Raw genomic sequence first — 22,887 nt, forward strand, 5'->3', positions numbered from 1 at the left:
AAAGGTATAAACAAATTGTTCAGTAATCATCTGGAGATAGACTCTTCTAAATTGCGCTGCATTTTTATAAAAATTAACAAGGACTCACAATTCCATATGGAGTAAAATAATGGAGAAGCAAGTGCCGTTATAACAAAATGTATAAGGAGTGGACACGATGGGAGCATGGGGAACAGAGCTGTGGGAAGATGATTTGGCATGTGATATCCAGGATGAATGGAACGATCTTCTTGATGAAGGGATGAGTCCGCGCAAAGCGGCGAAAATCATCTTGAAATCGTGGCTCGAGGAGTTTGACGATTATGATGATGACATGGAGCGTCAGCCTGATGAATCGATTCTATATATTTCACTTGCAGCCCTTCAAATGAGGCATAGATCATTGACGGTTGGGATTAAAAAGAAGGCAATCGAGCTGATTGATAAAGGGGCGGATCTTGAATTGTGGGAAGAAGGCGACAAGCAGGATTACGAGGAACGAAAGAAGTTTCTCTTTGAATTCAAGGAGAAGCTTCAACAGACACGGGCAAGGTTTTTTTGACAACTATATATCATTCCATTCATGCTCAAAATCAATAGGAATCAATAGAAATACCGATGGGTTATACACATCCTATTTGTACCAGCAAATATGGGTAAGCTGTACAGGAATGTGGATAAGTAAATGCATGAGGTAAAAAGGAGTTAAGTAACTCACCACGGCTTGTGGAAATGCCTCTGTCGAAAGGATTTATTAAGAATGTTATTGCTAAAAAGTATCATCCTTGGTTTTTCAGTATCAGCTCCCGTTGGGCCGATCGGGTTGCTTTGTATTCAAAGAGTCCTCTCCAGAGGGAAAACGGCAGGTATCCTGACAGGATTTGGAGCTGTGACGGCGAATATTATTTATGCGAGTATCGCCGCATTCGGTTTTTCGGTGGTATCGGCATTTTTGATTGAGCAACAGGTTCTATTAAAGCTGATCGGATCTGCGTTTTTATTTTACCTGGGGGTAAAGACATTTTTTAAAAAACCTGCCAGTAAAGCAGCAAATCTGCAGGGTGAAAGCCTTGTGGGCATGTATCTATCTACATTATTATTGATGATTACAAATCCGGTCACTATTCTCAATTTTACCGCGATGTTTGCCGGGCTGGGATTTGATCAGGGTTCAGATAAAGGTTTGACTGCTGTAACGCTGATTGGCGGCGTATTTTTTGGTGCGGCGTTATGGTGGGTAATGCTCAGCTTCATCGTCAGCTTTTTTAATAATAAGATCACTCCACATTTAGGTCTGGTCAATAAGATTGCTGGTTTGCTGATCATTGCACTGGGGATTTTAGCGTTTGTAAAATAAGGTCTTTAGTGGAGAAGCCATTAAAAATATAGGGGGGATGGGTGTGGGTCTTTGGGTAGGTGCTGCTGGAGTCTGTATGAATGAACACGGGGAAGTGCTGATGGTCCGGCAGGGAAAAGAAGAGGAAGAAAAGCTTTGGGCAATTCCTGCAGGTGGGACAGAGCTGAATGAAACTTCTGAAGAATGCTGCATAAGGGAAGTGTTTGAGGAAACGGGATATGAAGTCGAAATCGTCAAGCCATTATACATAAAAACAGGTAAGTCTTTTGGGGTTGATATTAAGCTCCAATATTTTGAAGTGATGATAACAGGTGGCGAATCGCGGATTCAGGATCCGGACGGACTGATCCATGAGGTAGCGTGGAAAAAAGTAGCTGGGATGGTAGAAGCGGATTTTGGTTTCCCGGAGGATCGGGAGTTTCTTCTAAATCTATTGAAAGAAAATGCCTTAAGGTAATAGAGGGATGAATATCCATTATAGCGACAGCCTCCCCGATGCTAGCGCTCTATTTTATTTTATATGAATTTGGCGTCTGGTATTGCTTTTAAAAACCTGCCGAGGGGTTAAATTAATATTCTCATAACTACTAAAAAAAGCTGCCAGGGTGGTCATGACCACCCTGGCAGCTTTTTTTAATGCCGTATGATATCAATGTGGAAAATTATTTATTATCATTATCCTTAATATGATTAACTTCTTCAAAGTCAGGACCGCCGTATAGCTGGTTAATTTCCTCGGTAAGCTTATCTAAAAATTCATCAGATAGTAAGGGTTCATTTTCTTTATACATGTTAATCCTCCTATTTATCTGGATTACTACTAGAATGCACACATGACACAATCATATTCAATTTACTAAGCCATGATAAAAATATTTACTTTTTAAAAACACAGGAGTATGATAATCAACGGTTTCAATTTTCTAAATCGCCGAAACCCATATGGTGCGGGGAAACCATTATTGGATTAGACGTAATCCAGGGGTGAATCCTTAATAGGAAGGGCTACTCAATGGCCCGAATCCGTCAGCTAACCTCGCAGGCGTTATATGAGAAGGAAGGTGGAGCTTGTAAGGCACAGGAATTATGATGTCTACAGGTCTATTAATAATGGCTTGGGGCATTTTTTTATGCCTTTTTAAACGGAAAAAAGAAGATTATTTATGAAAGCAACTGGGAAACATACCTTCATTAATACTAGGCGGTGACGATCGATGATTTCATCGATAAAAAGGTTTTTAATTGGCCGACCCTTGAAATCAACTGAATTAGGGGAACAGAAACTTAATAAAACAAAAGCATTGGCGATTCTTTCTTCAGACGCATTATCCTCAGTTGCATACGGTCCCGAACAAATTTTGATTGTTCTTTTTACAATCAGTGCAGCGGCATTTTGGTATTCGGTACCAATAGCGATCGGGGTTTTAATATTATTGACAGCACTTATTCTTTCATACAGGCAGATTATTTTTGCTTACCCACACGGTGGAGGAGCATATGTGGTTTCTAAAGAAAACCTAGGTGTTAATCCAGGGCTGATTGCAGGTGGTTCACTATTAGTAGATTACATATTGACAGTGGCTGTAAGTGTCTCCGCAGGTACGGATGCCTTAACATCTGCTTTTCCAGGATTGCATAATTACAATGTCCTTATTGCTATTATATTTGTTCTGTTTATTACTACTCTTAATCTTAGAGGAGTTACAGAATCAGCTAGCATCTTGGCTTATCCGGTCTATTTATTTGTGTTAGCATTATTCATCTTAATCGGTGCCGGTGTTTACAAAATCGTTACTGGAGATATTTCGGGAAATCTCCATGAACCTATCGGGACTCCAGTCGCCGGATTAACATTATTCTTGTTGTTAAAAGCATTTGCTTCTGGCAGTTCAGCATTAACAGGAGTAGAAGCCATTTCAAATGCGATCCCTAATTTCAAAGATCCTGCTCCAAAGAATGCAGCTAAAACTCTAACGGCTATGGGTGCGTTGCTTGCCTTGCTATTTTCGGGAATTGTATACCTGGCTTATTATTATGGTATTGCGCCAAATGAAAAGGTAACAGTTGTATCACAGATTGCCGAAGAAACATTTGGACGCAATGCAATGTATTACCTCATACAGGGAACAACTGCGTTAATCTTAATACTAGCCGCGAATACGGGATATACAGCTTTCCCATTACTGGCAGTGAATCTTGCAAAAGATAAATTTATTCCAAGGATGTTTACAGTCAGAGGCGATCGATTGGGATACTCCAATGGTATTATCATTCTGGCATTGGCTTCTATACTTTTAATTGTATTTTTTAAAGGGCAAACAGAACATTTAATTCCATTATATGCAGTTGGTGTATTCATTCCATTCACTTTGTCACAAACAGGAATGATGGTTAAATGGATTCGCGAAAAACCCGAGGGCTGGGTTACCAAATTAATCATTAATTCTACAGGTGCTGTCATTAGCTTTATTGTCATGCTTATGTTTTTCCTGACAAAGTTTGCTCAGGTATGGTCGGTATTAATCTTTTTGCCGCTCATCATCCTTATGTTCCATCGGATTAAAAAACATTATAACGCGGTAGGCGATCAACTAAGGATTACAACCTGTGAACCTGCTCTTGCAGTTGAAGGGAATGTCATTATTGTCCCTGTGGCAGGAATAACTCATGTAGTAGAAAACTCTCTAAACTATGCAAAATCTCTATCTGCAGATCAGATTATTGCTGTTTATGTTGCTTTTGAAAGAGATGAGGAAAAGAAGTTTGAAGAAAAATGGAATGAATGGCAGCCCGATATCAGACTGGTTACACTGCACTCCCATTACAGGAGTATTATAAATCCGCTGACGAAATTTGTTGATACTGTGCAACGTAAAGCGAGTGAAGCGAACTATGTGGTTACAGTAATTATACCACAATTTATTCCTAAGAAAGGCTGGCATAATATCCTTCATAACCAATCTAGTTTGCTAATCCGTTCATTCTTGCTTTATAGAAAAAACGTAATTGTCACCACTGTGCCTTATCATTTGAAAAAATAGTAAAGGTCTAAGGAGACAATAAAAAAGCTTGGACAGAAAAAATGTCCAAGCTTTTTTCATGTTTATCGTAAACAGAGTTAAACCAATTTTTCCAGATTCACGCGCTTGTGGATGGCGAGCATGACGGGGATGCCGATTGCCATCACTGTTAATTCGCCGGCAGCTGTTGTCAGCCAGGTGAACCAGAACGGCAATTGGAATGCAAGGTTCAATTCAATGGCGATCAGGAACATCGTGAAGGTGAAAACCAAAGTGTTCACGGCCATCCGTACGATAATGCTCTTAATATATTTTGCTGTGAAAATTGTAACGAGCAATGAAATCACAGACTGGCCAACTCCGAAAACAAGGTCATAAGCGACCATCGGAGAAAAGAGCAGGTTCGTTAAAAATACGCCTAATACGATTCCATAAAAATATTTCTTATTGAAAACAATCAAGTGGTTGAACATTTCTGATACACGGAATTGGACGTTCGTGAAGCCAAATGGCTGAATAATAGCAGAAACGGCAATATATAATGCTGCGAGGATACCGTTCCGGACAATCGTTCTCGTATTCATTCTTCATCTCTCCTAGTTTTTTAACGTGGGATGGTTACGAACCACGTTTGTTATGAAGTCAATTTAAAATTATATAGGATAAAAGACCTTATCACAATATAATTTTCGGGTTCGAAAATAATAAGAAAAGGAGTTTTCACAAATGGAAATTAGATCCTATTCTACGGCAGATGCCCCTGCATTACTGAAATTGTTCAAAGGAACGATTCTAAGTGTTAACCTCGGAGATTATACACAAGAGCAATGCGGAATCTGGGCTAATAGCTTTTCCAGTATAGAAAGTTTAGACAGCAGGCTAAAAAACAGTTTTGCATTGGCAGCTGAGGTGGATGGGGTATTGGCAGGTTTCGGGAACCTTAACTCCGAGAGGGAAATTGATCTCTTATACACACATAAAAACTATCAAGCGAGAGGCATTGGTTCAGCGATTTTAAAAAAACTGGAATCAGTTGCATGCTTGAAGGGATATGAGGAGCTGACTACAGAAGCCAGCATGACAGCCGTGAACTTTTTTCTTTCAAAAGGATACGTTGAGGTGAAAAAGCAAAACAAGCGGGTAAGAGGAATGGAGTTTATTAATTTTATTATGACGAAAAAACTTCAATAGCGGGATGAACGAACCTAGAACCACAGCTTGATCACAGAATGATTGTTTTGCAATAAAAATCCCTGTCAAAACTCTTGTTTAAGTCTGCCGCTTACTTGAGCAGGATTTTCAGAAAAACAGAGAAACAGACACAAAAACAGGATTGACCTCACTTCTTTTTTAGGTTATCATTATACCAATAGGGGTAATGGTATAAATGGTTCATCAAGACTAAATTTATCCCTGAATAATATCAGGAATGATTTTTAAATATAAGGAGGAATAATAATGAGTAAAAAAGTAGCAATTATCGCAAGTAATGGTGGCTTATTTGATGCTTATAAAGTATTTAATATCGCAACAGCGGCGGCTGCAACTGATCAGGAAGTAGCTGTGTTTTTTACATTTGAAGGCTTGAATTTAATCCATAAGGAAGCATACAAGCAGCTTCCGATGCCTGAAGGAAAAGAACATTTTGCAGAAGGTTTTGCCAAGGCCAACGTTCCTGCTATTCCAGAATTAGTTGAAATGGCTGTAGAAATGGGCGTTAAGTTCATTGGCTGCCAAATGACAATGGATGTAATGGGACTTGAAAAAGAAGCTTTTGTTGATGGAATTGAAGTAGGCGGAGCTGTAACATTCCTAGAGTTTGCAACAGATGCAGATGTTACTTTGACTTTCTAAGTTTTTAACTCTTTTTGTAATCTTTGTTGCTATTGTAACGAGAATAAAATGAGGTACCTTTGTTAAAACAGAACCAGAGTACCCATATCCTTTAAAATAGACCGAAAGAACAATCTCATGTGCGGCCTTTTCCCATATTCTATTGGGAAAAGGCCGTTTTATTTTTCTTGAAATGTTTTTACCCGAATGAACCCCTGTATGTATGAGATTTTACTGATTGCTGGCCAACGTAGCTTTCTCGGTTACATTCACCATCCAGGACACAATTGTCGTACTATCACGAACATTGTTTTCCTGAATTCCTTTTAATAAAGTCCCTACACTTTCTACATTAGAAGAATTCGAGAAAACCTGGAAAATGTCTTGCGGATTGGAGAAACGTTCCCCAGGGCATTCTATTAAACCGTCTGTTGTCAGCAAAAGATGGTTAATGCCATGCCGCAGTTCCTTTCTGCCCGTGCTGTAGCAGGGGACCGGCATCTCAAAAGTGTTCACCTGTCCAATCCACTCATAGAATTGCCTTTGATTTACTTGATGCTGACCGAAGGCGGCTAACTCAGGATGATGTAAATATAAAATACAGTCGCCAACCGAGAACCACCAGCAGTATCTGCCTTTCCTTGATGCAATCAAACAGGCGGTTTCTCCTTTAACTCTACTGCATTCAGCCATAAATTCTTTGCTGCGAAATAGGTTTAGCACCATTTTTTCCAGGCTTATGAATGCTTGCTCTGGCTGCAGAGATAAACAATCTTTTATCTCATTTTTTCGATGTTCAAAGGTTTTGACAACCAATTCTGCGCTTTCGGCGGAATTATGGGCATCCAAAAGAATGACAAACTCCCAATCTTGTTTTTCATCAATCCATAACAAGCAGGCGTCCTCATTCTTGTATTGACCTGCAGAGGAATTCCCTCCGTAACGGCCAACAACAACTTGGCCAAATGGTTCAATGCTTATGGTATCGACAAAAGTCTTCTGGCTTCCTACCCAGCTAAAATCATAAACTTTATTCATATCCATATAAAACCGCCTTTTGGTTCATGGGGTGCCAAACACCATAAACAGTATGGCTGACACGCTGATTGATAATCGAACCAGAAATTTGAATCACGCCAGCATGCTTGCTGCCAACAAAACAATCCTCCACTACAATCACGCCTTTTCAAAATATTTCTAAAATTATAATATAATGTAAGCTTAAAAGATATCATAATTATAAAAAAACTCCCTAAACCAGGGAGTTTTAAACACGTGATGTCAATGGTTCTTAATAAAATAAGCAGGGAGCTAAAATAATTATTTTAGCTCCCTGCTTATTTTTTATTTTATAAGACTATTAATTTTCGTTTTCATCATCCATTTCATCTTGCTGTTCGCCATCACTTGGGCCATTATCCTGGTCAACGCCATCCCCACATGCTGTAAGGCCGCCTAAAATCACACTTAGTGCCAACCCGCTTGCTAATAGTTTCTTTTTTAGTATCATGAATAACAGCTCCTTATTATTTGATTGTTGCTTAAAGAGTAACTACCCTTTATTTTGTGAAGACAAACTTACTTGAATTGTCGACCACATCTTGAACTATATTATTAGTCTATTTATCCGAACTTTGATTTGTTGGAATAAGATAGATTTTACTAAAGAGAGAAAACGGAGAGCTGAGATATGGAGGCTGGAATTTAATCATTACTCTTTATAACAACCAACCAATCATGCTTTAACTTACTAAAAGTAAGCAATATAAATTATAATATGATGGAAGAGTTAATAAGCTAGCTATCTCATGATGTTTACTAAAAAGAATCGGACAGGGCCGACAAAGGAGGGGTAAATCATGTTCCAAAGAGATATTAAAGATCATTGGACAGTACAATATGAAGAAAAGGATTTTCCGCATGTCCAAATGGGACTTGTTTTAAATCCACAGAGATGGCGGGAATTGGATCCATTTATCCTGATGGCAGAGGACTGGTTCAAGCGCGGGACATTTTCCGATCATCCACACCGTGGTTTTCAAACGATAACGTATGTGATAGACGGAAGGCTTGAACATATTGATAATCACGGCGGGCACAGCATTCTTGAGGCTGGGGATATTCAATATATGAATGCCGGGTCTGGAGCGAGACATGCAGAAGAGGCAGTTGATGACGACATTGCTCATACACTGCAGTTATGGCTGAACCTTCCTAAAGAGCTAAAGAGTACAAAAACCTCTTATCAGAATGTGTATTCTGAAACCGCCCCAATCGTCCAGTTTAAAGGCGGCTCCGTTAAGGTGTACTCAGGCGAAACCGCTGGGGTAAAAGGACCGCTTGAACCATTAGTGCCTTTTGCACTTGCTGAAATAAGCTTATCTGAAGGAGCTGACTTCACTTACGAGCTTCCAGAGGGGTACAATGCATTTCTATATGTTCTTTCTGGTGACCTTATGGCAGGTATCGGAGAAACCAGCCTGAAAAAATCAACAGCGGCGACGTTAACCTTCAACGATGGCGGTGATGGCTTAAGCGGATTACAGCTGAAGGCAAATAAACGCTCAAAAGTATTAGTTTATTCAGGGAAACCCATTAAGGAAGAGGTCGTTGCCTACGGACCTTTTGTAATGAATTCAATGGACGAAATCCGTCAGGCTTACCGTGATTACCAGGAAGGGAGATTCGGGGAAGAAGCGAAGTAGAGATTCTGGGAATTATGTAAAGTTTCTATTTCTTTTTTTCTGTCGAAAAAGTATGATAATAGTAGAATTAAAATCCGATAAAGGCAAACCCAGGGAAACCTGGGGACGCAAAGCTACAGGGGCTAATGTCAGACAGACAATGCCAGCCAGTTGCCGAAGATTCACATAGCAGTTGTGTGTGTGCTGTTCTTCGGGCAGCACTTTTTTATTTTTCATCGATTTTAATTCAAACTTTTAAAATGGAGGAAAAAAGATGAAGAGACTTTTAACAACAGCTGTTTTAACAGGGGTACTTACCTTTGGTACAGCTGTATCGGCAGATGAGGTAATGGAAACAACTGACCCGGGGACAACACCAGACCAGTTTTTATTTACCTTTGACCAATTGTTTGAGGAATTAAAGCTGTTAGTAACCTTTAATGATGAGAAAGAAGCTCAGCTGCTGCTTGATTTTGCCAGCGAGAGACTTGCAGAAGCAGCGGCGATGTCGGAAGAAGAGAAGGATGAGTTTGTTCAAGAAGCTTTAGATGATTATTTAGCAGCACTTGAGGAAGCACAGGAAAAAGTGACGGAAGTCATTGTGGAAGATAAGACCGATTCTGAAGGTGCAGATGAACTTACTGAAGAATTGGCAGATACTGCAGAAGTCGAGGATGACCTTGCTGAGAATGCAGAAGATGATCTAAAGGAAGAACTGGAAGAAGCTGTGGAAGAGGCTAAGGTTGTAGCGAATGTGGTCAAGGACCTTGATCAGGAAATGGTGACTCAGCTTCGTGAGCAGAATCTTGGATACGGCCAAATCGCACAGATTTTCTGGCTGTCAGAAGCCTCAGGCAAAACAGTTGAGGAAATCTCTGCTATTTATACAGAAGAAAAGGTTGGCTTTGGTCAAGCAGCCAAACAGCTTGGCGTTCATCCTTCGCAGATGAAAGGACTCGCATCTGGAAAGAAACAAGTCTCTGACGAGGAAGAAGCCGAAGATGTAGTGACGGAAGAAGGAACAGAGTCCGGTGAAGTTGGAGCTGAGGATGGGGATGCCGCGGTTGAAGAAGGCACTGAAACTGAATCAGAACAGCCAGAAGATGCTGGAACAGAAGGTGAAACTGCCGAAACAGCTTCCGTTGAACAAACGACTGTACAAGCAGTAGGAGTAAAAACAGTAAAGAGCACTGAGAAAAAGACTGCTGCCCAGCCGGCAACAGTTAAAGCAGATGAAAAGAAAGCTGCAGCAGCTAAGAAGGCAGAAGAGCAAAAAGCGGCAGCTGCCAAGAAAGCAGAAGAACAAAAGCAGGAAGCAGCTAAAAAAGCTGAAGAAGAGAAGAAACAGGAAGAAGCGAAAAAGGCTGAAGAAAAGAAACGTGAAGAGGCTAAGAAGAACGAGGAAAAGCAGCAAGAGGAAGCTAAGAAAGCTAAAGATAAGAAAAACGATAATTCTAAAGAAGATGATGATGATGGGCAAGGAGAAAAAAGCAGTGATGAAGGTACTGGCAAAGGCAATGATAAGAAGAACGGAAAGTAAAGTGGCCTGAGCCTATAAGGATCAAGGTTAAAAGGGACTGGAGTTTTACACTTCAGTTTGAGCCTCTCAATTTGACGAATTTAACGATGTCATGTATGATGTAGTTATAAATTTAAATAGTTCTCCTAAAGGGGAGTAGCTTTTACAACAAGGTCGTCATTACGGAGATTTCTCCCGGCTTTGTTGGCAACATTCATTCGTTGTTAGCAAGACCTTTGCCAAATTGGTGAAGGTCTTTATTTGTTTTAAAACCTTCACCGTCGTAGGTGAAGGTTTTTTTATTTCGGATAAGGCATTTTCACAATAAGCCACATAAATTTAGTATTGGAGTGTGACAATTATGAAGAAAAAACAACTGCGATTTAATGAATTGGTCAAAAAGAACAGGGAAGAGCTTTTAATGGACCAGCAAGTGCTGGAAAAGATTGAAAAGCGATTGGATGAGAAATACGCTAATTCGAAGAAATAGCTCATTAAATAAAATGGAGGATCACAGATGTTATTAAGAAAGTATATGTCATTGCTTGGCGTCGGGTCGGCACAAATTGACCTTATATTGGAGAAGGATGTTTTAAAGCCTGGAGAATCAGTGAATGGCCAATTTTTAATTAAAGGCGGAACGATTGACCAGCATCTTAAGCAAATTGACTGCACCCTCGTGATGGTAGATGAAAAAACTGGTGCAGAAGAAGTCATTGATACAACTGCCATTCAGGTTGAAACAAAGATAGGATCAGAAGAAGCAGATAAAGTTCCGTTTTCATTCAAGCTGCCCCTGGATGTTCCCGTCACAACCAAGGCAATCTCATATCACTTCAAAACAAAACTAACCTTCGAACAAGGCGTCGAAAGTTGGGACGAAGACATGATCAAAGTAGTAAAAGACAAATAATTTAACACATTAAAGCGCTGGGGGTCAGACCCCCAGTAAGGTAATGCGTTAAAGTGCCGGGGGGCAGGCCCTGTGAGAGGAGGGAATTGTATTGGTGAGGTATGGTGATTTAGCAAATAGTGTTGTTTATATGATGAAGGGTTCAAGGGTGGTGCTGTCGGAGAAGGATGAGAGGCTGCAGCTGATTGGTGAGGGCCGGAGCGCGTTTGCATTCAGGATTCGTGGAACGGATCTTGTATTGAAGGTTTTCTTTCCTCCATTTGAGAGGATTGCTGCTGAGGAAGCAGAGATTTATAAAGAACTCAAGGGCAATCCATTCTTTCCTGCGATGCATGAATCAGGCAAGAATTATCTCGTCATGGATTATGTTCAGGGAACGACACTCTTTAATTGTTTGGTAAAGGGGATCCCAATAGCTAGTGAACATATCAAGGAAGTAGACAACGCCTTGCAGCTGGCAAGAGAAAAAGGTCTGAACCCCTCTGACATCCACTTAAGGAATATCATCGTTACTCCAGAAGGCGATGTCCGGCTGATTGATGTGGCACGATTTCGACAGTCTAAAAAATGCTCTCAGTGGGATGACCTGAAAATAGCTTTTTACAAGTTTTACAGGCATAAGCGCTTTCCGAAAAAAGTACCGCAGTATGCAATGAATCTAGTTGCTTTCTTTTATAAAAAAGGGCTGCTTCCATCAATTAATTAATTAATTTTCATTTGCGTTTGTTGGAAGCTGCCTATCACCTTTTCCCCTGCCAGATGCATCTAAATCCTCTTATTCTCACCTGAAAATTGCCAAGCTATAATTAGAATTTGGATAAAATTTCAAAGACCCATCCTAAAACAATACATAAAATTATATTAGTTTCATTTTTTCTGGAAAATACAATCAGCTTTCTTCAAAATGTAATCCAAAAATTAATTATTATCGTTATATATTGAAGGGATCACAGCCGATTCCTTTTTTTTCTATAAAACTTAATCCGTTATAATAGTAGTAAATTGACGAAAAGGAGACCATTTATGAGGAATAGTCCCGACGGTGTTCTTTATGAAAGCATCCAGGCTAAAAATAAAGAAGCGCTTGAAACATTATATGATCGGTACGAAAAAATCCTCTTTTCATTTCTTTATAAAATGACCCAGGATTATGATTTAGCAGAGGAAGCTTTGCAGGAGGTCTTTTTAAAAATTTGGAGAGGGACTGGTGAATACGATGAAAGTAAAGGTAAATTTACTTCATGGCTGTTCACGATGGCACGAAATTCGGCAATAGATATTATTCGCAAGAAAAAAGTGAAACCATCCGTCCCTATAGATGATATAAATTATATGGTAAGTGATGATCAATCGGTAGAGGAAAAAGCCGAGTGGCATGAAGAAAAAGTGAGGGTCCAAGAAGCGGTTTCTAAACTTTCGGATGAACAAAGAGGCATGATTCAATTGATGTACTTTAAAGGTTATACCCAGCAAAAAATATCCGAAGATTATAATATCCCCCTTGGTACAGTAAAGAGCCGGATTCGTCTGGCATTGAAGAATTTAAAAAAATCACTTGTTTTTGAGCATGAAAGGAGGGGCTGAAAATGGAGAAAATGAATTGTGATCATCTAATCGATTACTTTAATCGTAGCTTAACAGAAGCAGAAAAAGAGCGGTTTGAGGTACATTTAGAGCGTTGCCCAGAATGTCGGGAAGAATTAAAAGAGTTAGTAGAAATTACAGGAGAACTTCCATATCTATCAGAACCAAAAACTCCTCCATCCAGTATGAAAAACAGGATTTTAGAAAATGTTTTTGAGACTGCAGAATCGGAAAATATTCAACTCACAAAAACAGAGCGGACAAACCTGACTGTGAACAAGCCTTCAGCAGTGCAAAAGAAATCCTGGTTGACTCCATTGCTTGCAGCTACATTGCTCCTTTCGCTGCTAGGGAACGGATACACATTAATGAAATTGAATGAAGAGAAACCTGGAAAAGAGTTAGCAGAGGCTGTAAACAATGTTCAATTGGAGCCAAGTGAAAATTTTCTCGGCTCAGGAGAGGCTTCGATTCTCACCTATAATGACGAGATGAGTGTCATTGTTCAAGCTGATAAGCTAAAAGCGATAGAAGGAAACGAAGTATATCAGGTATGGCTGATAGAAGACGGTAAACCTGTTCCCGCAGGCTCTTTTGTGCCAGACACTACTGGGAGTGGAGCTGCTTTTTATAAAATAAAGGCAGACAAAAATAAAAAATGGGATACGATAGCGATAACCTTGGAACCCCAGCCTGGAAATGAACTTCCGGAGGGACAAATCGTTTTGAGCTCAAAATTATAAGAAGGAATCCGACTGCTCTTAAAGCAGCCGGTTTTTTTTCTAAAAAAAGTGATCCAAATAAAAACTGTCTCCGTTAGGTAAGTGAAAAAACATTTAAAAGGAGATGTTCAATTATGAATTGGAAAAAATCTGTATTAGCTATCCCATTAAGTTTTTCTTTATTAATCCCAACGGTGGCAACCGTCAGTGCCCATGACGGAGAAAATCACGCACAAAGTCATCCGACAGTGACTTCTCCTGCTTCGGATTTAAGAGCAACACTGGATGCATTATTGTCTGAGCATGCTTATTTAGCGGTAATAACAATGCAAAAAGGGATTGATGGTGCAGAGGACTTTGAAGCAGCTGCTGGCGCTCTCAACCAAAACACTGAAGACTTATCTAATGCTGTTGCGTCAGTATATGGAGAGGAAGGCGGAAAGCAATTTAAAGAAATCTGGAGCAGTCATATTGGCTACTTTGTCAATTATGTGACCGCAACTGCGAAAAACGATCAGGCTGGAAAAGATCAGGCATTGGCAGATTTAGAGGAATATAAGGTGAAGCAAGCAGCATTTTTGGACACAGCAACAGAAAGCCGCCTGAAGGCCGCTGAGCTAGAAGAAGGATTACAGGTTCATATCGAACAATTGCTATGGGCATTTGATAATTACAAAGCGGGTGATTTTGAAAAGACATATGAAAATCTCCGCCACTCCATGCACCATATGTTCGGAACTGGCAAGGGCTTATCATGGGCCATTACAGATCAGTTTGCCGACAAATTTGAAAAAACGAGCGTAGATACCCCAGCTGCAGACCTTCGCGCGGATTTAAACTATCTTCTATCCGAGCATGCAGCTTTTGCAATTCTGGCGATGCAAAAAGGAATTAGCGGTGCAAAAGATTTTGAAGCATCTGCTGCAGCGTTAAACCAAAATACAGAGGATTTATCAAAAGCAGTTGCATCAATCTATGGAGAAGAGGCTGGAGGTCAATTTAAAGAAATTTGGGGCAGCCATATCGGATATTTCGTGGATTATGTAAAAGCGACGGGAGCAAAAGACGAAGCAGCAAAGAAACAAGCAATTGCTGAGTTGGAAGAATATAAGGTTGAACAGGCAAAATTCCTTGATGCCACAACTGAAGGCCGTTTAAAAGCAGCAGACCTGGAAGCTGGACTGCAGATGCATATTGATGAATTATTGAAGGCATTCAACAGCTACACAGAAAAGGATTATGCGACCACTTATGAAAACGTCCGTGAAGCATATGCCCATATGTTCGATGTAGGTGGTGGATTATCAGGTGCTATCGTTGATCAACACCCTGAAAAGTTTCAGGAAAAAATGCCAACTGATATGCCGAAAACAGGAATGGGAGGTGCGAGTGAGCAGGCTGGCGGTATTTCAAGTACAATGCAATGGCTGCTGATTGCCATGGTTTCACTCATCATTCTGTCAGCGGTAACTGTTCGTGCTACTAAAAGGAATCCTCAGGAATAAATGAAAGATGAGGGGTCCCCGCCCCTCTCTTCCATGGTTTTAGAAAGAGGTGATAAAGTTGAAATCGTGGTGGTCGATTATCATAATGATTGCCTTTTTGTCAGGCTGCAATGCTGCTAATGGCGAAACAATTAAGAAAGCTTCTGCCAGGAATGAGCTTAATAAGAGCCAGCAGGAAAAAGAGAAAGAAAGTGTTCCGTCTCAAATGGTTTCTGGGACTCAGCCTGCCAACAGCATTTCATCAAATGGCAAGGTGATAAGTGAGAGCATCAAGAGCATCGATCCCTACCGTCTTCAAATTCCTTCAATTGATGTAGATACATTAATCGAAAACGTAGGCTTATTGGACAATGGGCAAATGGGTGTACCGGAGTCCTTTGAAACGGTTGGCTGGTATGAGAGAGGACCAAAACCCGGAGAACGCGGAAATGCTGTCCTTGCGGGACATGTTGATAGTAAAAAAGGACCCGCTGTTTTCTTTTACCTAAAAAAACTAAAAGAAGGCGATGAGGTTATCATTTCCGATAAAAGAGGCAAGAGCCTGACATATAAAGTAAAGGGGGTCAAAAGTTATCCGACCGAGCTTTCCCCAGTAAATGAAATTTTTGACTACTCCTATCAAAGCAATTTAAACCTAATTACCTGTACAGGAATCTACGATCGCACAACAGGGAACCATTCAGAAAGACTGGTGGTATATACATCATTAAAATCGCGATTCCCATAAAAAGGTGCTTGCTTTATGAAGGTAAATAACCAACACATTCATGAAATAATAAAGCTGCTTATCCTGTAAGATAAGCAGCTTTATTATTTATCCAATGCAACGCGTTAAAGTACTGGGGGTCTGACCCCCAATGAGGTAATACGTTAAAGTGTGTTGGAACTTTATGTGAGTTTTTGTTAATACATAAATTACCAGCTGTTGGTTAGGATGCTGCCCCCTCTTTATTTCTATCCAAAAGCTATAATGTAGGGAGAATAATTCAAGGCAGGTGAAGAGCTTGAAGCTGAATATCAATGATATTCTTTCCAAAAGCATCCTGACTCCGGGGCGGGGACTGCTGAATGAGTATTCTCATTCACTCAACCCGTATGCTGGCTGTGCATTTGGCTGCAGTTATTGTTATGTGAGACAGCTTCCAGTTTCACTTTTCCGGGACGAGGAATGGGGCACATGGGTGGATATAAAAGCAAATGCAGCTGAATTGTTGCGAAAAGAACTCATCAAGGCAAAGAAAAAAGGCCCTGTAACCATTTTTATGTCTTCCGCAACAGATCCGTATCAGCCAATCGAGGCAAAAACCATGCTCACAAGAAGCCTGCTTGAGGTCATGCTTGAGGTTCAGCCCGACTTCCTGTTCGTCCAGACAAGGTCACCGCTAGTCAAGCGGGATCTCGACCTATTCAAACAATTCGGCAACAAAATTAGAATTTCGATGACGATAGAAACGGACAAAGAAGAAATCAGAAAAGCCTTTGCTCCATCGGCACCTCCGATTCCTGCGCGGATGAATGCGTTAAAGGAGATAACTGATGCTGGTGTGTTATCACAGGCAACCATTTCACCATTGTTACCTTGTACACGAGAATTTCCGAAAAAACTTAAACATTTGGCCAGCAGGGTTACACTTGATGATTTTTGGATGGGTGATGGGAGCGGAGGCAAGCGTACGGAGAAACTAGGGATTCACAAAATTTATGAGCAAGAGGGAATGGAAAAATGGTATAACCCTGCTGCACATAAAGTGGTTTTGAAAATGCTGAAGGATGAATTAGATGGAGACATACAGGTTCTGGTATCACAGAAAGGGTTTATGCCAGGTATAGATTGATCTGGATAGCGGGCGACAAACGAATTAGTAGAGGTTGCCACTCCATGTAACCTATATCAATCATGATGTTTATCAAGCTGCTAATCGCGCAATAAATGATTAGCAGCTATTTTATTATTTAGGGAATAATATTCCTGATGTTATCCAACCAAAGTAGTTCCGGATTTCACAACGTTTTTAATTTCTGAATATTTTAATCTTTACAAATAAATAATATGCTAGTAAAATGAAAAAAGTCTTATCAACAAAAATCGACAAATTTCTACATCAGGAGGAGTTTATGGACTTATTGCGTAAAAAACATATTGGAAATGACATGTCGAATGATTCACTCAAAAGAGTTTTAGGTGCCTTAGATTTAACAATGTTAGGCGTCGGGGCAATAATTGGGACCGGAGTGTTCGTACTGACAGGAGTAGCAGCTGCCAAGTACGCCGGGCCTGCCTTGATTCTTTCTTTTATAATTGCAGGATTGGCCTGCGTGTTTGCTGCATTATGTTATTCCGAATTCGCTTCGATGATTCCACAGTCAGGGAGTGCATACACATATAGCTATGTTGCTTTCGGTGAGGTATTTGCCTGGATATTAGGATGGGACTTAGTCCTCGAGTATGGACTGGCCTCATCTGCTGTAGCAAGCGGATGGTCGGGTTATTTCCAAAGTCTTTTATCTGGCTTTGGCGTCCATTTTCCAACGGCCCTGACGAGTGCGTTTGATCCGGCAAAGGGCACGGTCATCGACGTGCCAGCCATCATGATCGTTCTCTTGGTTACTTTCTTGCTTTCAAGAGGAGTAAAGGAATCTGCAAGGTTTAATGCAATCATGGTAGTCATTAAGGTAGCTGTGGTCCTGCTCTTCATTGCGATTGGAGTTTGGTACGTGGAGCCTGCTAACTGGAAACCTTTCATGCCTTTTGGAGTTTCAGGTGTTGTTAGTGGTGCTGCTGTTGTAGTGTTTGCTTACTTTGGTTTCGATGCTGTCTCCACAGCAGCCGAGGAAGTAAAAAATCCTCAAAGGAATCTCCCAATTGGGATCATCTCTGCTTTGGTGATTTGTACAATCCTTTATATCGCTGTGTCGTTAATCCTAACTGGGATGGTTCCCTTTAATATGTTAAACGTTAAGGACCCTGTGGCTTTTGCATTACAATTTATTGGCCAGGACTGGGCAGCTGGTTTTATCTCCCTTGGAGCGATTGTAGGTATAACTACAGTTCTTATCGTTATGATGTTTGGCCAATCGCGCCTGTTTTTTGCCGTAAGCAGGGATGGTCTTCTTCCAAAAGGATTATCAAGTGTCCATCCAAAAACCCAGGTTCCACTGGCAAGCACATGGGTTACAGGGATCTTGGTCGCTCTTCTTGCGGGATTTGTTCCTTTGGATAAGTTAGCAGAGCTGACTAGTATCGGGACATTGTTTGCCTTTGCGACTGTTTCCCTGGGAGTTGCTGTTCTCAGAAAAACACGGCCAGAATTAAAACGCGGCTTTAGAACTCCTTGGGTTCCAGTTATTCCTGCCCTGGCAGTCATCTTTTGTGTCTATCTCATGTTCCAGCTTTCTTCTTTTACATGGAAAGGCTTTTTCATCTGGCTGGTGGCAGGTTTAATTATTTACTTTACGTACGGGTATAGAAACAGCAAGCTGAATTGATTAGAAAAGAGAATGTAAATCCTATCTATAAAAATCCCTTAACTTTGACATTATGTGTACAAGGTTAGGGGATTTTAATTTTTACCATGCAAGGTTAAAAACTTGTCCTGATTTCTCAACCTGAGTTATGATGGATTATAACAATGTATTTATGAAATAGACCTTTGAATCATAGATTGTAAAATATCGTCTTGGAACATTTGGAGGAAAATCAATGAACAATGAATTGAAATTATTAGGGGAAGCAATTGTTGAAAGAAAACATGAAATAGCAAAAGCTGTCCATGAAGATCGATTATCCACTTCAGAATTAACTGAAGCTCAAAAACATGAGTTCAAAAAGATCGAAGGACAAATTCTGGAAGTTCGAGCTAATTTTATTGCTTTATTTGGTGAAGCTTTGGTGGACCATGAAGATAAAGAGAGAGGCCTCGCGAAGATTACCCAGTGGGGAAAAGAAACTGGGGAGTATATATATAGATTAGGAACCTCTTTAGATGAAGCGCTAAAGGATACAAGCTTTTACCGTGAACATATTTGGAGTGCGATCAAGGAAGCAGCAAAGGACATGTCAGCTTCGACTATTTTTGAAGTACTTAATGTCATTGATCCGCTTATGGACCATGCAATCTACAGCTTCAGCCTGACATTCGTCGAATCTCATCAAAAGAGCCTGGAGAACGCAAAAACTGCCTTGCTTGAACTATCTGTACCAGTTGTTCCTCTATTGCCGGGTGTAGGCGTGCTGCCGCTTGTTGGTAACGTTGATACGGAAAGAGCGCAGCTATTGATGGAAGAAACATTGGAACAGGCTGTTAAGCTGAAGCTTACACACCTGATTTTCGATGTATCAGGCGTAATGATTGTTGATACGATGGTAGCGGATCAGCTATTCAAAGTTATCAGCGCATTATCTCTAGTCGGCGTAAAGACAATCATGACTGGCATCCGTCCAGAGGTTGCCCATACAATGGTTACCCTAGGCCTGAACCTTGAAGGAATCACTGTAAAATCGAACCTTCACCAGGCATTCAAAGAAATCCAGACATTGAAAAACGCTTAATATATTTTTTATGAAAAAGCTGCTGCGCCAGCTTTTTTTCGTATTTAAATAAGACGCCTTTTAAGGCGTCTTATTTAAATCATGATGGTTATTTAGTTTTATGGGCAATCCGGAAATTAAGATCAAGCTGTATGCCCATAAGAGCCAGGACGCAAACAGTGGCTGTGAAACCGGCTGCAGATTTGGAAAAGCAACATCAAAATAAATAACACTGAATATGTCCAATATCATTCCTGGAAGAGCGATCAAGACTGCCGACGATAACCGTTTTGACAAAGGAATCATCCTAAAATGATAATAAGGAATGGTAGCTGCCAGAATGACTGGGACAGCTAACAGAAATGTAATTAAGGTTAGCCATGGATTATTTGCGTCTAAAAAATATTGCCCAAAGACCCTGAAAATCAGTGTGGCTGATACCCAAAGTAATATCCCCTATAAAATATTTTTCAAAAAATCCCACCCCCGAATTATGCTTTTAATACACTATTCTACAGTTCTTTTTTATCTACCTTCTTTCGAAAGGTTAAATTTCTAAGCATAAAAAAATATGAAAAAAAGAGGGAAATAAAGATTTTAAGAGAAAGAGTAGTCTATCTAAAATAAAATTGGTGGTCCCATGTGTAAATATCATCCTCGTAAAATCCATATAATTGGCTCAGTCGGAAGTGGCAAGACAACGCTTGGAAGGATACTTTCAAAGAAATTAAATGTGCCGCACTGCGAACTTGATAATGTGGTATGGAAAAGATTCGATACAGGTGATGTGAGAAGGAACGAAGCAGAAAGGGATGAATATTTATTTCATATTATCCAGTCTGATGGCTGGATCATTGAAGGTGTGCATTACGAGTGGGTGCAGCAAAGCTTTAAGAATGCAGATATGATCATTCTCCTGAACCCTGCTTATTCTACCAGGACGTATAGAATCATCAAAAGATTTATTTTACAAAAGCTAGGAATTGAAAAATCCAATTACAAGCCAACTTTTGCGATGTTCAGGAAAATGTTTGTCTGGAACCGCCATTTTGAAAATAAAAGCAAACCCGAAATCCTGAAGATCCTTAACGAGTATGAAGATAAGGTAGTGACTATAAACGACACTCGCAATCTTGAAAAAATTATAGACTGGAGTCCTGATGATGAACGCACTATGTATTCGCACTGCAGAGGAAAAAGACATTCCCCAATTATACGAGTTAATGCTTGGTTACATCGTCGATTTTTATCAAAAACCAAAGCCAAATGAGGCTGAGCTGAAGAAGCTGATTCAGCATCTAATGGACCATCCTGAGACAGGTGTGCAATTTGTGGCGGAAAAAGAGGGCAAATTAGTAGGCTTCGCTACATTGTATTTCACTTTTAGTACTTTGCAGGTAAAACGGGCAGCGATTTTGAACGATCTGTTCGTGACTACGGAAGCTAGAGGCCATAAAGCTGGGGAGCGCTTGTTTGAAGCCTGTTTAGGCTATATCAGGGAGAATGGTTTTGCGTATATGACCTGGGAAACAGCGAAAGACAATCTAATCGCCCAGGGCCTATACAACAAAATGGGTGGTAAGCTTTCGGAATGGCTGGTCTATGAAATTGAATAATCAAAACTACTAAAAATCCACAAAAAGGACCCGTATATGAACTGCACAAAAACGAAATGTGTGCAGCCCATGTATGGGTCCTTTTTATTGTTACTTTTCAACTCATCGAGTAACGGAGTATTTCATCAAAAGAGTCTGATACTAAATGAACTCTACAACATCTTCAATTGGCAGACGAGTTGTTTGGTGTCCAGGTACAGCAGCCTTCCCTAGCGCAATCAGGACGATGGGCATATAGCGGTCGTCAATGTTGAATTTTTCAATGAATTGCTGCTTGTTGAAGCCACCAATTGGAACGGTGTCATAGCCTCTTTCTTTGGCAATCAGCATCAGCTGCATTGAGACAAGTCCAGCATCGAATGAAGCAATATTTGCTCTCGCTTCGACCGGCGCTGCTGGGTAAAGCTTATTAGTGCCCTCAATCATCCGGCCCATGTTCGCTTCGTCCATAAAACCAGCCTCAAAGGCACTGCGATAAACTTTTTCCCCATTTCTGTACATTTCTTTATCTCCGAGAACAGCGATCACTGCAGAGGAGGTTTCCACCTGCTCCTGATTGTTGGCAATTGCCCTAAGTTCCTTTTTTGTTTCCTGGTCCTGGATGACGATAAACTTCCATGGCTGTAGATTGCTTGATGACGGCGCAAGAGTGGCCTCTTTTAAAATATCAATAATTTCCGGTCTGGGAATGTTGAATTCAGGGTCATACTTCCTGACAGAACGGCGTTCACGAATTAAAGCGGATAAGTTCTTCACTGATGTATTCATAGTATGTTCCTCCAAAAATGTAGTACAATTACTTTGATTAAGTAATAAGTAGGTTACTATTTGTAAGTTACATTGTCAAACTAGATGCTCATTCAATGCGAGTATTTAGGCAAGTGGATCATTGCCTTACAACGGTTTAAGTAAAATATCCTAAACTGGAGTGAAATAGTATGAAGACTGAAAAACAAAAAATGCTGGACGGGGAATTGTATAATGCCGGGGATTCAGAGCTGGTAAAAGAAAGGGAGAATGCCCGAAGGCTGACAAGGCTTTACAATCAAACGACCGAAACAGAATATGAAAAACGCACATATATACTCAAGGAGCTTTTAGGTTCTACAGGGTCGCAATTTTACATTGAACCAACCTTCAGATGCGATTACGGCTACAATATCCATATCGGGGAGAACTTTTACGCGAATTTTGATTGTGTGATTCTCGACGTATGTGAAGTGAAAATAGGGGAAAATTGCTTCATGGCGCCTGGTGTTCATATTTACACAGCTGCCCACCCCATCAATCCCTATGAACGGATTGCCGGCCCTGAATTCGGGAAGCCGGTAGTTATAGGAGACAATTGCTGGATTGGTGGCAGAGCAGTCATTAATCCAGGAGTGAAAATTGGAAATAATGTCGTGGTTGCATCCGGAGCAGTTGTCACGAAGGATGTACCAGATGACGTGGTTGTTGGCGGGAATCCGGCACGAATCATTAAAAAGATCGAACTGTAAACAAAAGTGCCTGGTCTCTCTTTTGAGAAATCAGGCACCTTTTTTCGTTATCTCACTTAGAAGGATATACCACTTCTTCGTCTGTTCAGGATTTTTACTATTGATAAAAATGTTCTTTTCCTTCAATT

At 40.4% G+C, this 22,887-nt stretch carries 28 protein-coding genes and 3 riboswitches; of the genes, 21 read left to right on the forward strand and 7 right to left on the reverse strand.

Annotation, left to right across the window (positions count from 1 at the left end; genetic code table 11):
* The first annotated feature begins 157 nt into the window (after nt 1-157).
* The 3 genes from AABM38_RS04630 to AABM38_RS04640 all read left to right on the forward strand — a co-directional run bounded on the left by AABM38_RS04630 (nt 158) and on the right by AABM38_RS04640 (nt 1,793).
* A complete protein-coding gene (locus AABM38_RS04630; protein WP_423409351.1) occupies nt 158-541 on the forward strand; it encodes a MarR family transcriptional regulator in 384 nt (127 codons plus the stop codon).
* Nucleotides 542-739: 198 nt separating this feature from the next.
* A complete protein-coding gene (locus tag AABM38_RS04635; RefSeq protein ID WP_423409352.1) occupies nt 740-1,336 on the forward strand; it encodes a LysE family translocator in 597 nt (198 codons plus the stop codon).
* A gap of 37 nt (nt 1,337-1,373) precedes the next feature.
* Nucleotides 1,374-1,793 carry an NUDIX hydrolase gene (locus AABM38_RS04640; protein ID WP_423409353.1) on the forward strand — a complete coding sequence of 140 codons (420 nt, stop codon included), beginning with the start codon at nt 1,374-1,376 and terminating at the stop codon, nt 1,791-1,793.
* Between the two features lie 205 nt (nt 1,794-1,998).
* On the opposite strand, the gene AABM38_RS04645 is transcribed toward AABM38_RS04640, so the two are convergent.
* Complete coding sequence (locus tag AABM38_RS04645; RefSeq protein WP_423409354.1) at nt 1,999-2,127, reverse strand: bacitracin ABC transporter ATP-binding protein; 129 nt, start codon at nt 2,125-2,127, stop codon at nt 1,999-2,001.
* Between the two features lie 128 nt (nt 2,128-2,255).
* Nucleotides 2,256-2,397, forward strand: a riboswitch (cyclic di-AMP (ydaO/yuaA leader).
* Between the two features lie 153 nt (nt 2,398-2,550).
* Between AABM38_RS04645 and AABM38_RS04650 the strand changes: the two genes are divergently transcribed.
* The gene (locus AABM38_RS04650; RefSeq protein WP_423409355.1) at nt 2,551-4,377 is read left to right on the forward strand and encodes an APC family permease; all 1,827 of its coding nucleotides are present in this window, start codon (nt 2,551-2,553) and stop codon (nt 4,375-4,377) included.
* Between the two features lie 77 nt (nt 4,378-4,454).
* Here the strand turns inward: AABM38_RS04650 and AABM38_RS04655 are convergent, their stop codons facing one another.
* The gene (locus AABM38_RS04655; RefSeq protein ID WP_423409356.1) at nt 4,455-4,940 is read right to left on the reverse strand and encodes a QueT transporter family protein; all 486 of its coding nucleotides are present in this window, start codon (nt 4,938-4,940) and stop codon (nt 4,455-4,457) included.
* A 6-nt stretch (nt 4,941-4,946) separates the two neighbouring features.
* A riboswitch (PreQ1 riboswitch) is annotated at nt 4,947-4,991 on the reverse strand.
* Nucleotides 4,992-5,082: 91 nt separating this feature from the next.
* On the opposite strand from AABM38_RS04655, the gene AABM38_RS04660 reads away from it, so the two are divergent.
* Both AABM38_RS04660 and AABM38_RS04665 read left to right on the forward strand, forming a co-directional pair.
* Nucleotides 5,083-5,547 carry a GNAT family N-acetyltransferase gene (locus AABM38_RS04660; RefSeq protein ID WP_423409357.1) on the forward strand — a complete coding sequence of 155 codons (465 nt, stop codon included), beginning with the start codon at nt 5,083-5,085 and terminating at the stop codon, nt 5,545-5,547.
* 267 nt (nt 5,548-5,814) lie between these two features.
* The gene (locus AABM38_RS04665; RefSeq protein ID WP_423409358.1) at nt 5,815-6,210 is read left to right on the forward strand and encodes a DsrE/DsrF/DrsH-like family protein; all 396 of its coding nucleotides are present in this window, start codon (nt 5,815-5,817) and stop codon (nt 6,208-6,210) included.
* Nucleotides 6,211-6,420: 210 nt separating this feature from the next.
* On the opposite strand, the gene AABM38_RS04670 is transcribed toward AABM38_RS04665, so the two are convergent.
* From AABM38_RS04670 to AABM38_RS04680, 3 genes are all read right to left on the reverse strand, one after another.
* Nucleotides 6,421-7,227: a protein phosphatase 2C domain-containing protein gene (locus AABM38_RS04670; protein WP_423410656.1), complete on the reverse strand. Its 807-nt coding sequence runs from the start codon at nt 7,225-7,227 to the stop codon at nt 6,421-6,423.
* Nucleotides 7,220-7,360, reverse strand: a complete 141-nt coding sequence (locus AABM38_RS04675) for a hypothetical protein (RefSeq protein ID WP_423409359.1) — start codon at nt 7,358-7,360, stop codon at nt 7,220-7,222. Before AABM38_RS04675 ends, AABM38_RS04670 begins: the two co-directional genes overlap by 8 nt.
* A 189-nt stretch (nt 7,361-7,549) precedes the next feature.
* Nucleotides 7,550-7,699, reverse strand: a complete 150-nt coding sequence (locus tag AABM38_RS04680) for a hypothetical protein (RefSeq protein WP_335375220.1) — start codon at nt 7,697-7,699, stop codon at nt 7,550-7,552.
* 349 nt (nt 7,700-8,048) lie between these two features.
* Here AABM38_RS04680 and AABM38_RS04685 point away from each other — a divergent pair, with 349 nt between their 5' ends.
* The 12 genes from AABM38_RS04685 (at nt 8,049) to AABM38_RS04740 (ending at nt 19,665) form a co-directional block, all read left to right on the forward strand.
* Complete coding sequence (locus AABM38_RS04685) at nt 8,049-8,894, forward strand: pirin family protein (RefSeq protein ID WP_423409360.1); 846 nt, start codon at nt 8,049-8,051, stop codon at nt 8,892-8,894.
* 72 nt (nt 8,895-8,966) lie between these two features.
* Nucleotides 8,967-9,052: riboswitch (cyclic di-GMP riboswitch) on the forward strand.
* Nucleotides 9,053-9,147: 95 nt separating this feature from the next.
* Entirely contained in the window at nt 9,148-10,413 is a 1,266-nt protein-coding gene (locus AABM38_RS04690; RefSeq protein ID WP_423409361.1) for a DUF5667 domain-containing protein, read from the forward strand.
* 340 nt (nt 10,414-10,753) lie between these two features.
* Nucleotides 10,754-10,882, forward strand: a complete 129-nt coding sequence (locus AABM38_RS04695; protein ID WP_335375217.1) for an FbpB family small basic protein — start codon at nt 10,754-10,756, stop codon at nt 10,880-10,882.
* Between the two features lie 27 nt (nt 10,883-10,909).
* Nucleotides 10,910-11,305, forward strand: a complete 396-nt coding sequence (locus tag AABM38_RS04700) for a sporulation protein (RefSeq protein ID WP_423409362.1) — start codon at nt 10,910-10,912, stop codon at nt 11,303-11,305.
* 94 nt (nt 11,306-11,399) lie between these two features.
* Nucleotides 11,400-12,011, forward strand: a complete 612-nt coding sequence (locus tag AABM38_RS04705) for a protein kinase family protein (protein WP_423410657.1) — start codon at nt 11,400-11,402, stop codon at nt 12,009-12,011.
* 317 nt (nt 12,012-12,328) lie between these two features.
* Entirely contained in the window at nt 12,329-12,889 is a 561-nt protein-coding gene (locus AABM38_RS04710; protein ID WP_423409363.1) for an RNA polymerase sigma factor, read from the forward strand.
* A 2-nt stretch (nt 12,890-12,891) separates the two neighbouring features.
* On the forward strand, nt 12,892-13,632 hold the full coding sequence (locus AABM38_RS04715) for an anti-sigma factor domain-containing protein (protein ID WP_423409364.1): 741 nt from the start codon (nt 12,892-12,894) through the stop codon (nt 13,630-13,632).
* A gap of 113 nt (nt 13,633-13,745) precedes the next feature.
* Complete coding sequence (locus AABM38_RS04720; RefSeq protein WP_423409365.1) at nt 13,746-15,116, forward strand: copper amine oxidase; 1,371 nt, start codon at nt 13,746-13,748, stop codon at nt 15,114-15,116.
* A gap of 58 nt (nt 15,117-15,174) precedes the next feature.
* Complete coding sequence (locus tag AABM38_RS04725) at nt 15,175-15,843, forward strand: class F sortase (RefSeq protein WP_423409366.1); 669 nt, start codon at nt 15,175-15,177, stop codon at nt 15,841-15,843.
* A gap of 277 nt (nt 15,844-16,120) precedes the next feature.
* Nucleotides 16,121-16,951 carry an SPL family radical SAM protein gene (locus AABM38_RS04730; RefSeq protein WP_423409367.1) on the forward strand — a complete coding sequence of 277 codons (831 nt, stop codon included), beginning with the start codon at nt 16,121-16,123 and terminating at the stop codon, nt 16,949-16,951.
* A gap of 280 nt (nt 16,952-17,231) precedes the next feature.
* On the forward strand, nt 17,232-18,602 hold the full coding sequence (locus tag AABM38_RS04735; protein WP_423409368.1) for an amino acid permease: 1,371 nt from the start codon (nt 17,232-17,234) through the stop codon (nt 18,600-18,602).
* Between the two features lie 214 nt (nt 18,603-18,816).
* Entirely contained in the window at nt 18,817-19,665 is an 849-nt protein-coding gene (locus AABM38_RS04740) for an STAS domain-containing protein (RefSeq protein WP_423409369.1), read from the forward strand.
* Between the two features lie 60 nt (nt 19,666-19,725).
* Here the strand turns inward: AABM38_RS04740 and AABM38_RS04745 are convergent, their stop codons facing one another.
* Entirely contained in the window at nt 19,726-20,097 is a 372-nt protein-coding gene (locus tag AABM38_RS04745) for a DUF5367 family protein (protein WP_423410658.1), read from the reverse strand.
* A gap of 187 nt (nt 20,098-20,284) precedes the next feature.
* On the opposite strand from AABM38_RS04745, the gene AABM38_RS04750 reads away from it, so the two are divergent.
* Both AABM38_RS04750 and AABM38_RS04755 read left to right on the forward strand, forming a co-directional pair.
* Complete coding sequence (locus AABM38_RS04750) at nt 20,285-20,914, forward strand: shikimate kinase (protein WP_423409370.1); 630 nt, start codon at nt 20,285-20,287, stop codon at nt 20,912-20,914.
* Nucleotides 20,808-21,260 (forward strand): GNAT family N-acetyltransferase, encoded by a 453-nt coding sequence (locus tag AABM38_RS04755; RefSeq protein ID WP_423410659.1) that lies wholly within the window; start codon nt 20,808-20,810, stop codon nt 21,258-21,260. The genes AABM38_RS04750 and AABM38_RS04755 overlap by 107 nt, the downstream gene beginning before the upstream one ends.
* A 141-nt stretch (nt 21,261-21,401) precedes the next feature.
* Here the strand turns inward: AABM38_RS04755 and AABM38_RS04760 are convergent, their stop codons facing one another.
* Nucleotides 21,402-22,028: a nitroreductase family protein gene (locus tag AABM38_RS04760; RefSeq protein ID WP_423409371.1), complete on the reverse strand. Its 627-nt coding sequence runs from the start codon at nt 22,026-22,028 to the stop codon at nt 21,402-21,404.
* 170 nt (nt 22,029-22,198) lie between these two features.
* On the opposite strand from AABM38_RS04760, the gene AABM38_RS04765 reads away from it, so the two are divergent.
* Nucleotides 22,199-22,759, forward strand: coding sequence for a sugar O-acetyltransferase (locus tag AABM38_RS04765; protein WP_423409372.1), 561 nt, complete (start codon nt 22,199-22,201; stop codon nt 22,757-22,759).
* Nucleotides 22,760-22,887 lie beyond the last annotated feature (128 nt).

The organism is Heyndrickxia sp. MSNUG (genome assembly GCF_049532715.1).
Lineage (GTDB): Bacteria > Bacillota > Bacilli > Bacillales > Cytobacillaceae > Mesobacillus.

Excerpts from the sequence above, each read along its gene's own strand:
- AABM38_RS04695 (WP_335375217.1), top strand. The coding sequence starts at position 10,754 with ATGAAGAAAAAACAACTGCGATTTAATGAATTGGTCAAAAAGAACAGG.
- AABM38_RS04735 (WP_423409368.1), top strand. The coding sequence starts at position 17,232 with ATGGACTTATTGCGTAAAAAACATATTGGAAATGACATGTCGAATGAT.
- AABM38_RS04715 (WP_423409364.1), top strand. The coding sequence starts at position 12,892 with ATGGAGAAAATGAATTGTGATCATCTAATCGATTACTTTAATCGTAGC.
- AABM38_RS04765 (WP_423409372.1), top strand. The coding sequence starts at position 22,199 with ATGAAGACTGAAAAACAAAAAATGCTGGACGGGGAATTGTATAATGCC.
- AABM38_RS04660 (WP_423409357.1), top strand. The coding sequence starts at position 5,083 with ATGGAAATTAGATCCTATTCTACGGCAGATGCCCCTGCATTACTGAAA.
- AABM38_RS04650 (WP_423409355.1), top strand. The coding sequence starts at position 2,551 with ATGATTTCATCGATAAAAAGGTTTTTAATTGGCCGACCCTTGAAATCA.
- AABM38_RS04655 (WP_423409356.1), bottom strand. The coding sequence starts at position 4,940 with ATGAATACGAGAACGATTGTCCGGAACGGTATCCTCGCAGCATTATAT.
- AABM38_RS04685 (WP_423409360.1), top strand. The coding sequence starts at position 8,049 with ATGTTCCAAAGAGATATTAAAGATCATTGGACAGTACAATATGAAGAA.
- AABM38_RS04680 (WP_335375220.1), bottom strand. The coding sequence starts at position 7,699 with ATGATACTAAAAAAGAAACTATTAGCAAGCGGGTTGGCACTAAGTGTG.
- AABM38_RS04720 (WP_423409365.1), top strand. The coding sequence starts at position 13,746 with ATGAATTGGAAAAAATCTGTATTAGCTATCCCATTAAGTTTTTCTTTA.
- AABM38_RS04700 (WP_423409362.1), top strand. The coding sequence starts at position 10,910 with ATGTTATTAAGAAAGTATATGTCATTGCTTGGCGTCGGGTCGGCACAA.
- AABM38_RS04710 (WP_423409363.1), top strand. The coding sequence starts at position 12,329 with ATGAGGAATAGTCCCGACGGTGTTCTTTATGAAAGCATCCAGGCTAAA.
- AABM38_RS04630 (WP_423409351.1), top strand. The coding sequence starts at position 158 with ATGGGAGCATGGGGAACAGAGCTGTGGGAAGATGATTTGGCATGTGAT.
- AABM38_RS04755 (WP_423410659.1), top strand. The coding sequence starts at position 20,808 with ATGAACGCACTATGTATTCGCACTGCAGAGGAAAAAGACATTCCCCAA.
- AABM38_RS04635 (WP_423409352.1), top strand. The coding sequence starts at position 740 with ATGTTATTGCTAAAAAGTATCATCCTTGGTTTTTCAGTATCAGCTCCC.
- AABM38_RS04760 (WP_423409371.1), bottom strand. The coding sequence starts at position 22,028 with ATGAATACATCAGTGAAGAACTTATCCGCTTTAATTCGTGAACGCCGT.
- AABM38_RS04690 (WP_423409361.1), top strand. The coding sequence starts at position 9,148 with ATGAAGAGACTTTTAACAACAGCTGTTTTAACAGGGGTACTTACCTTT.
- AABM38_RS04665 (WP_423409358.1), top strand. The coding sequence starts at position 5,815 with ATGAGTAAAAAAGTAGCAATTATCGCAAGTAATGGTGGCTTATTTGAT.
- AABM38_RS04670 (WP_423410656.1), bottom strand. The coding sequence starts at position 7,227 with ATGAATAAAGTTTATGATTTTAGCTGGGTAGGAAGCCAGAAGACTTTT.
- AABM38_RS04750 (WP_423409370.1), top strand. The coding sequence starts at position 20,285 with ATGTGTAAATATCATCCTCGTAAAATCCATATAATTGGCTCAGTCGGA.
- AABM38_RS04740 (WP_423409369.1), top strand. The coding sequence starts at position 18,817 with ATGAACAATGAATTGAAATTATTAGGGGAAGCAATTGTTGAAAGAAAA.
- AABM38_RS04640 (WP_423409353.1), top strand. The coding sequence starts at position 1,374 with ATGGGTGTGGGTCTTTGGGTAGGTGCTGCTGGAGTCTGTATGAATGAA.
- AABM38_RS04645 (WP_423409354.1), bottom strand. The coding sequence starts at position 2,127 with ATGTATAAAGAAAATGAACCCTTACTATCTGATGAATTTTTAGATAAG.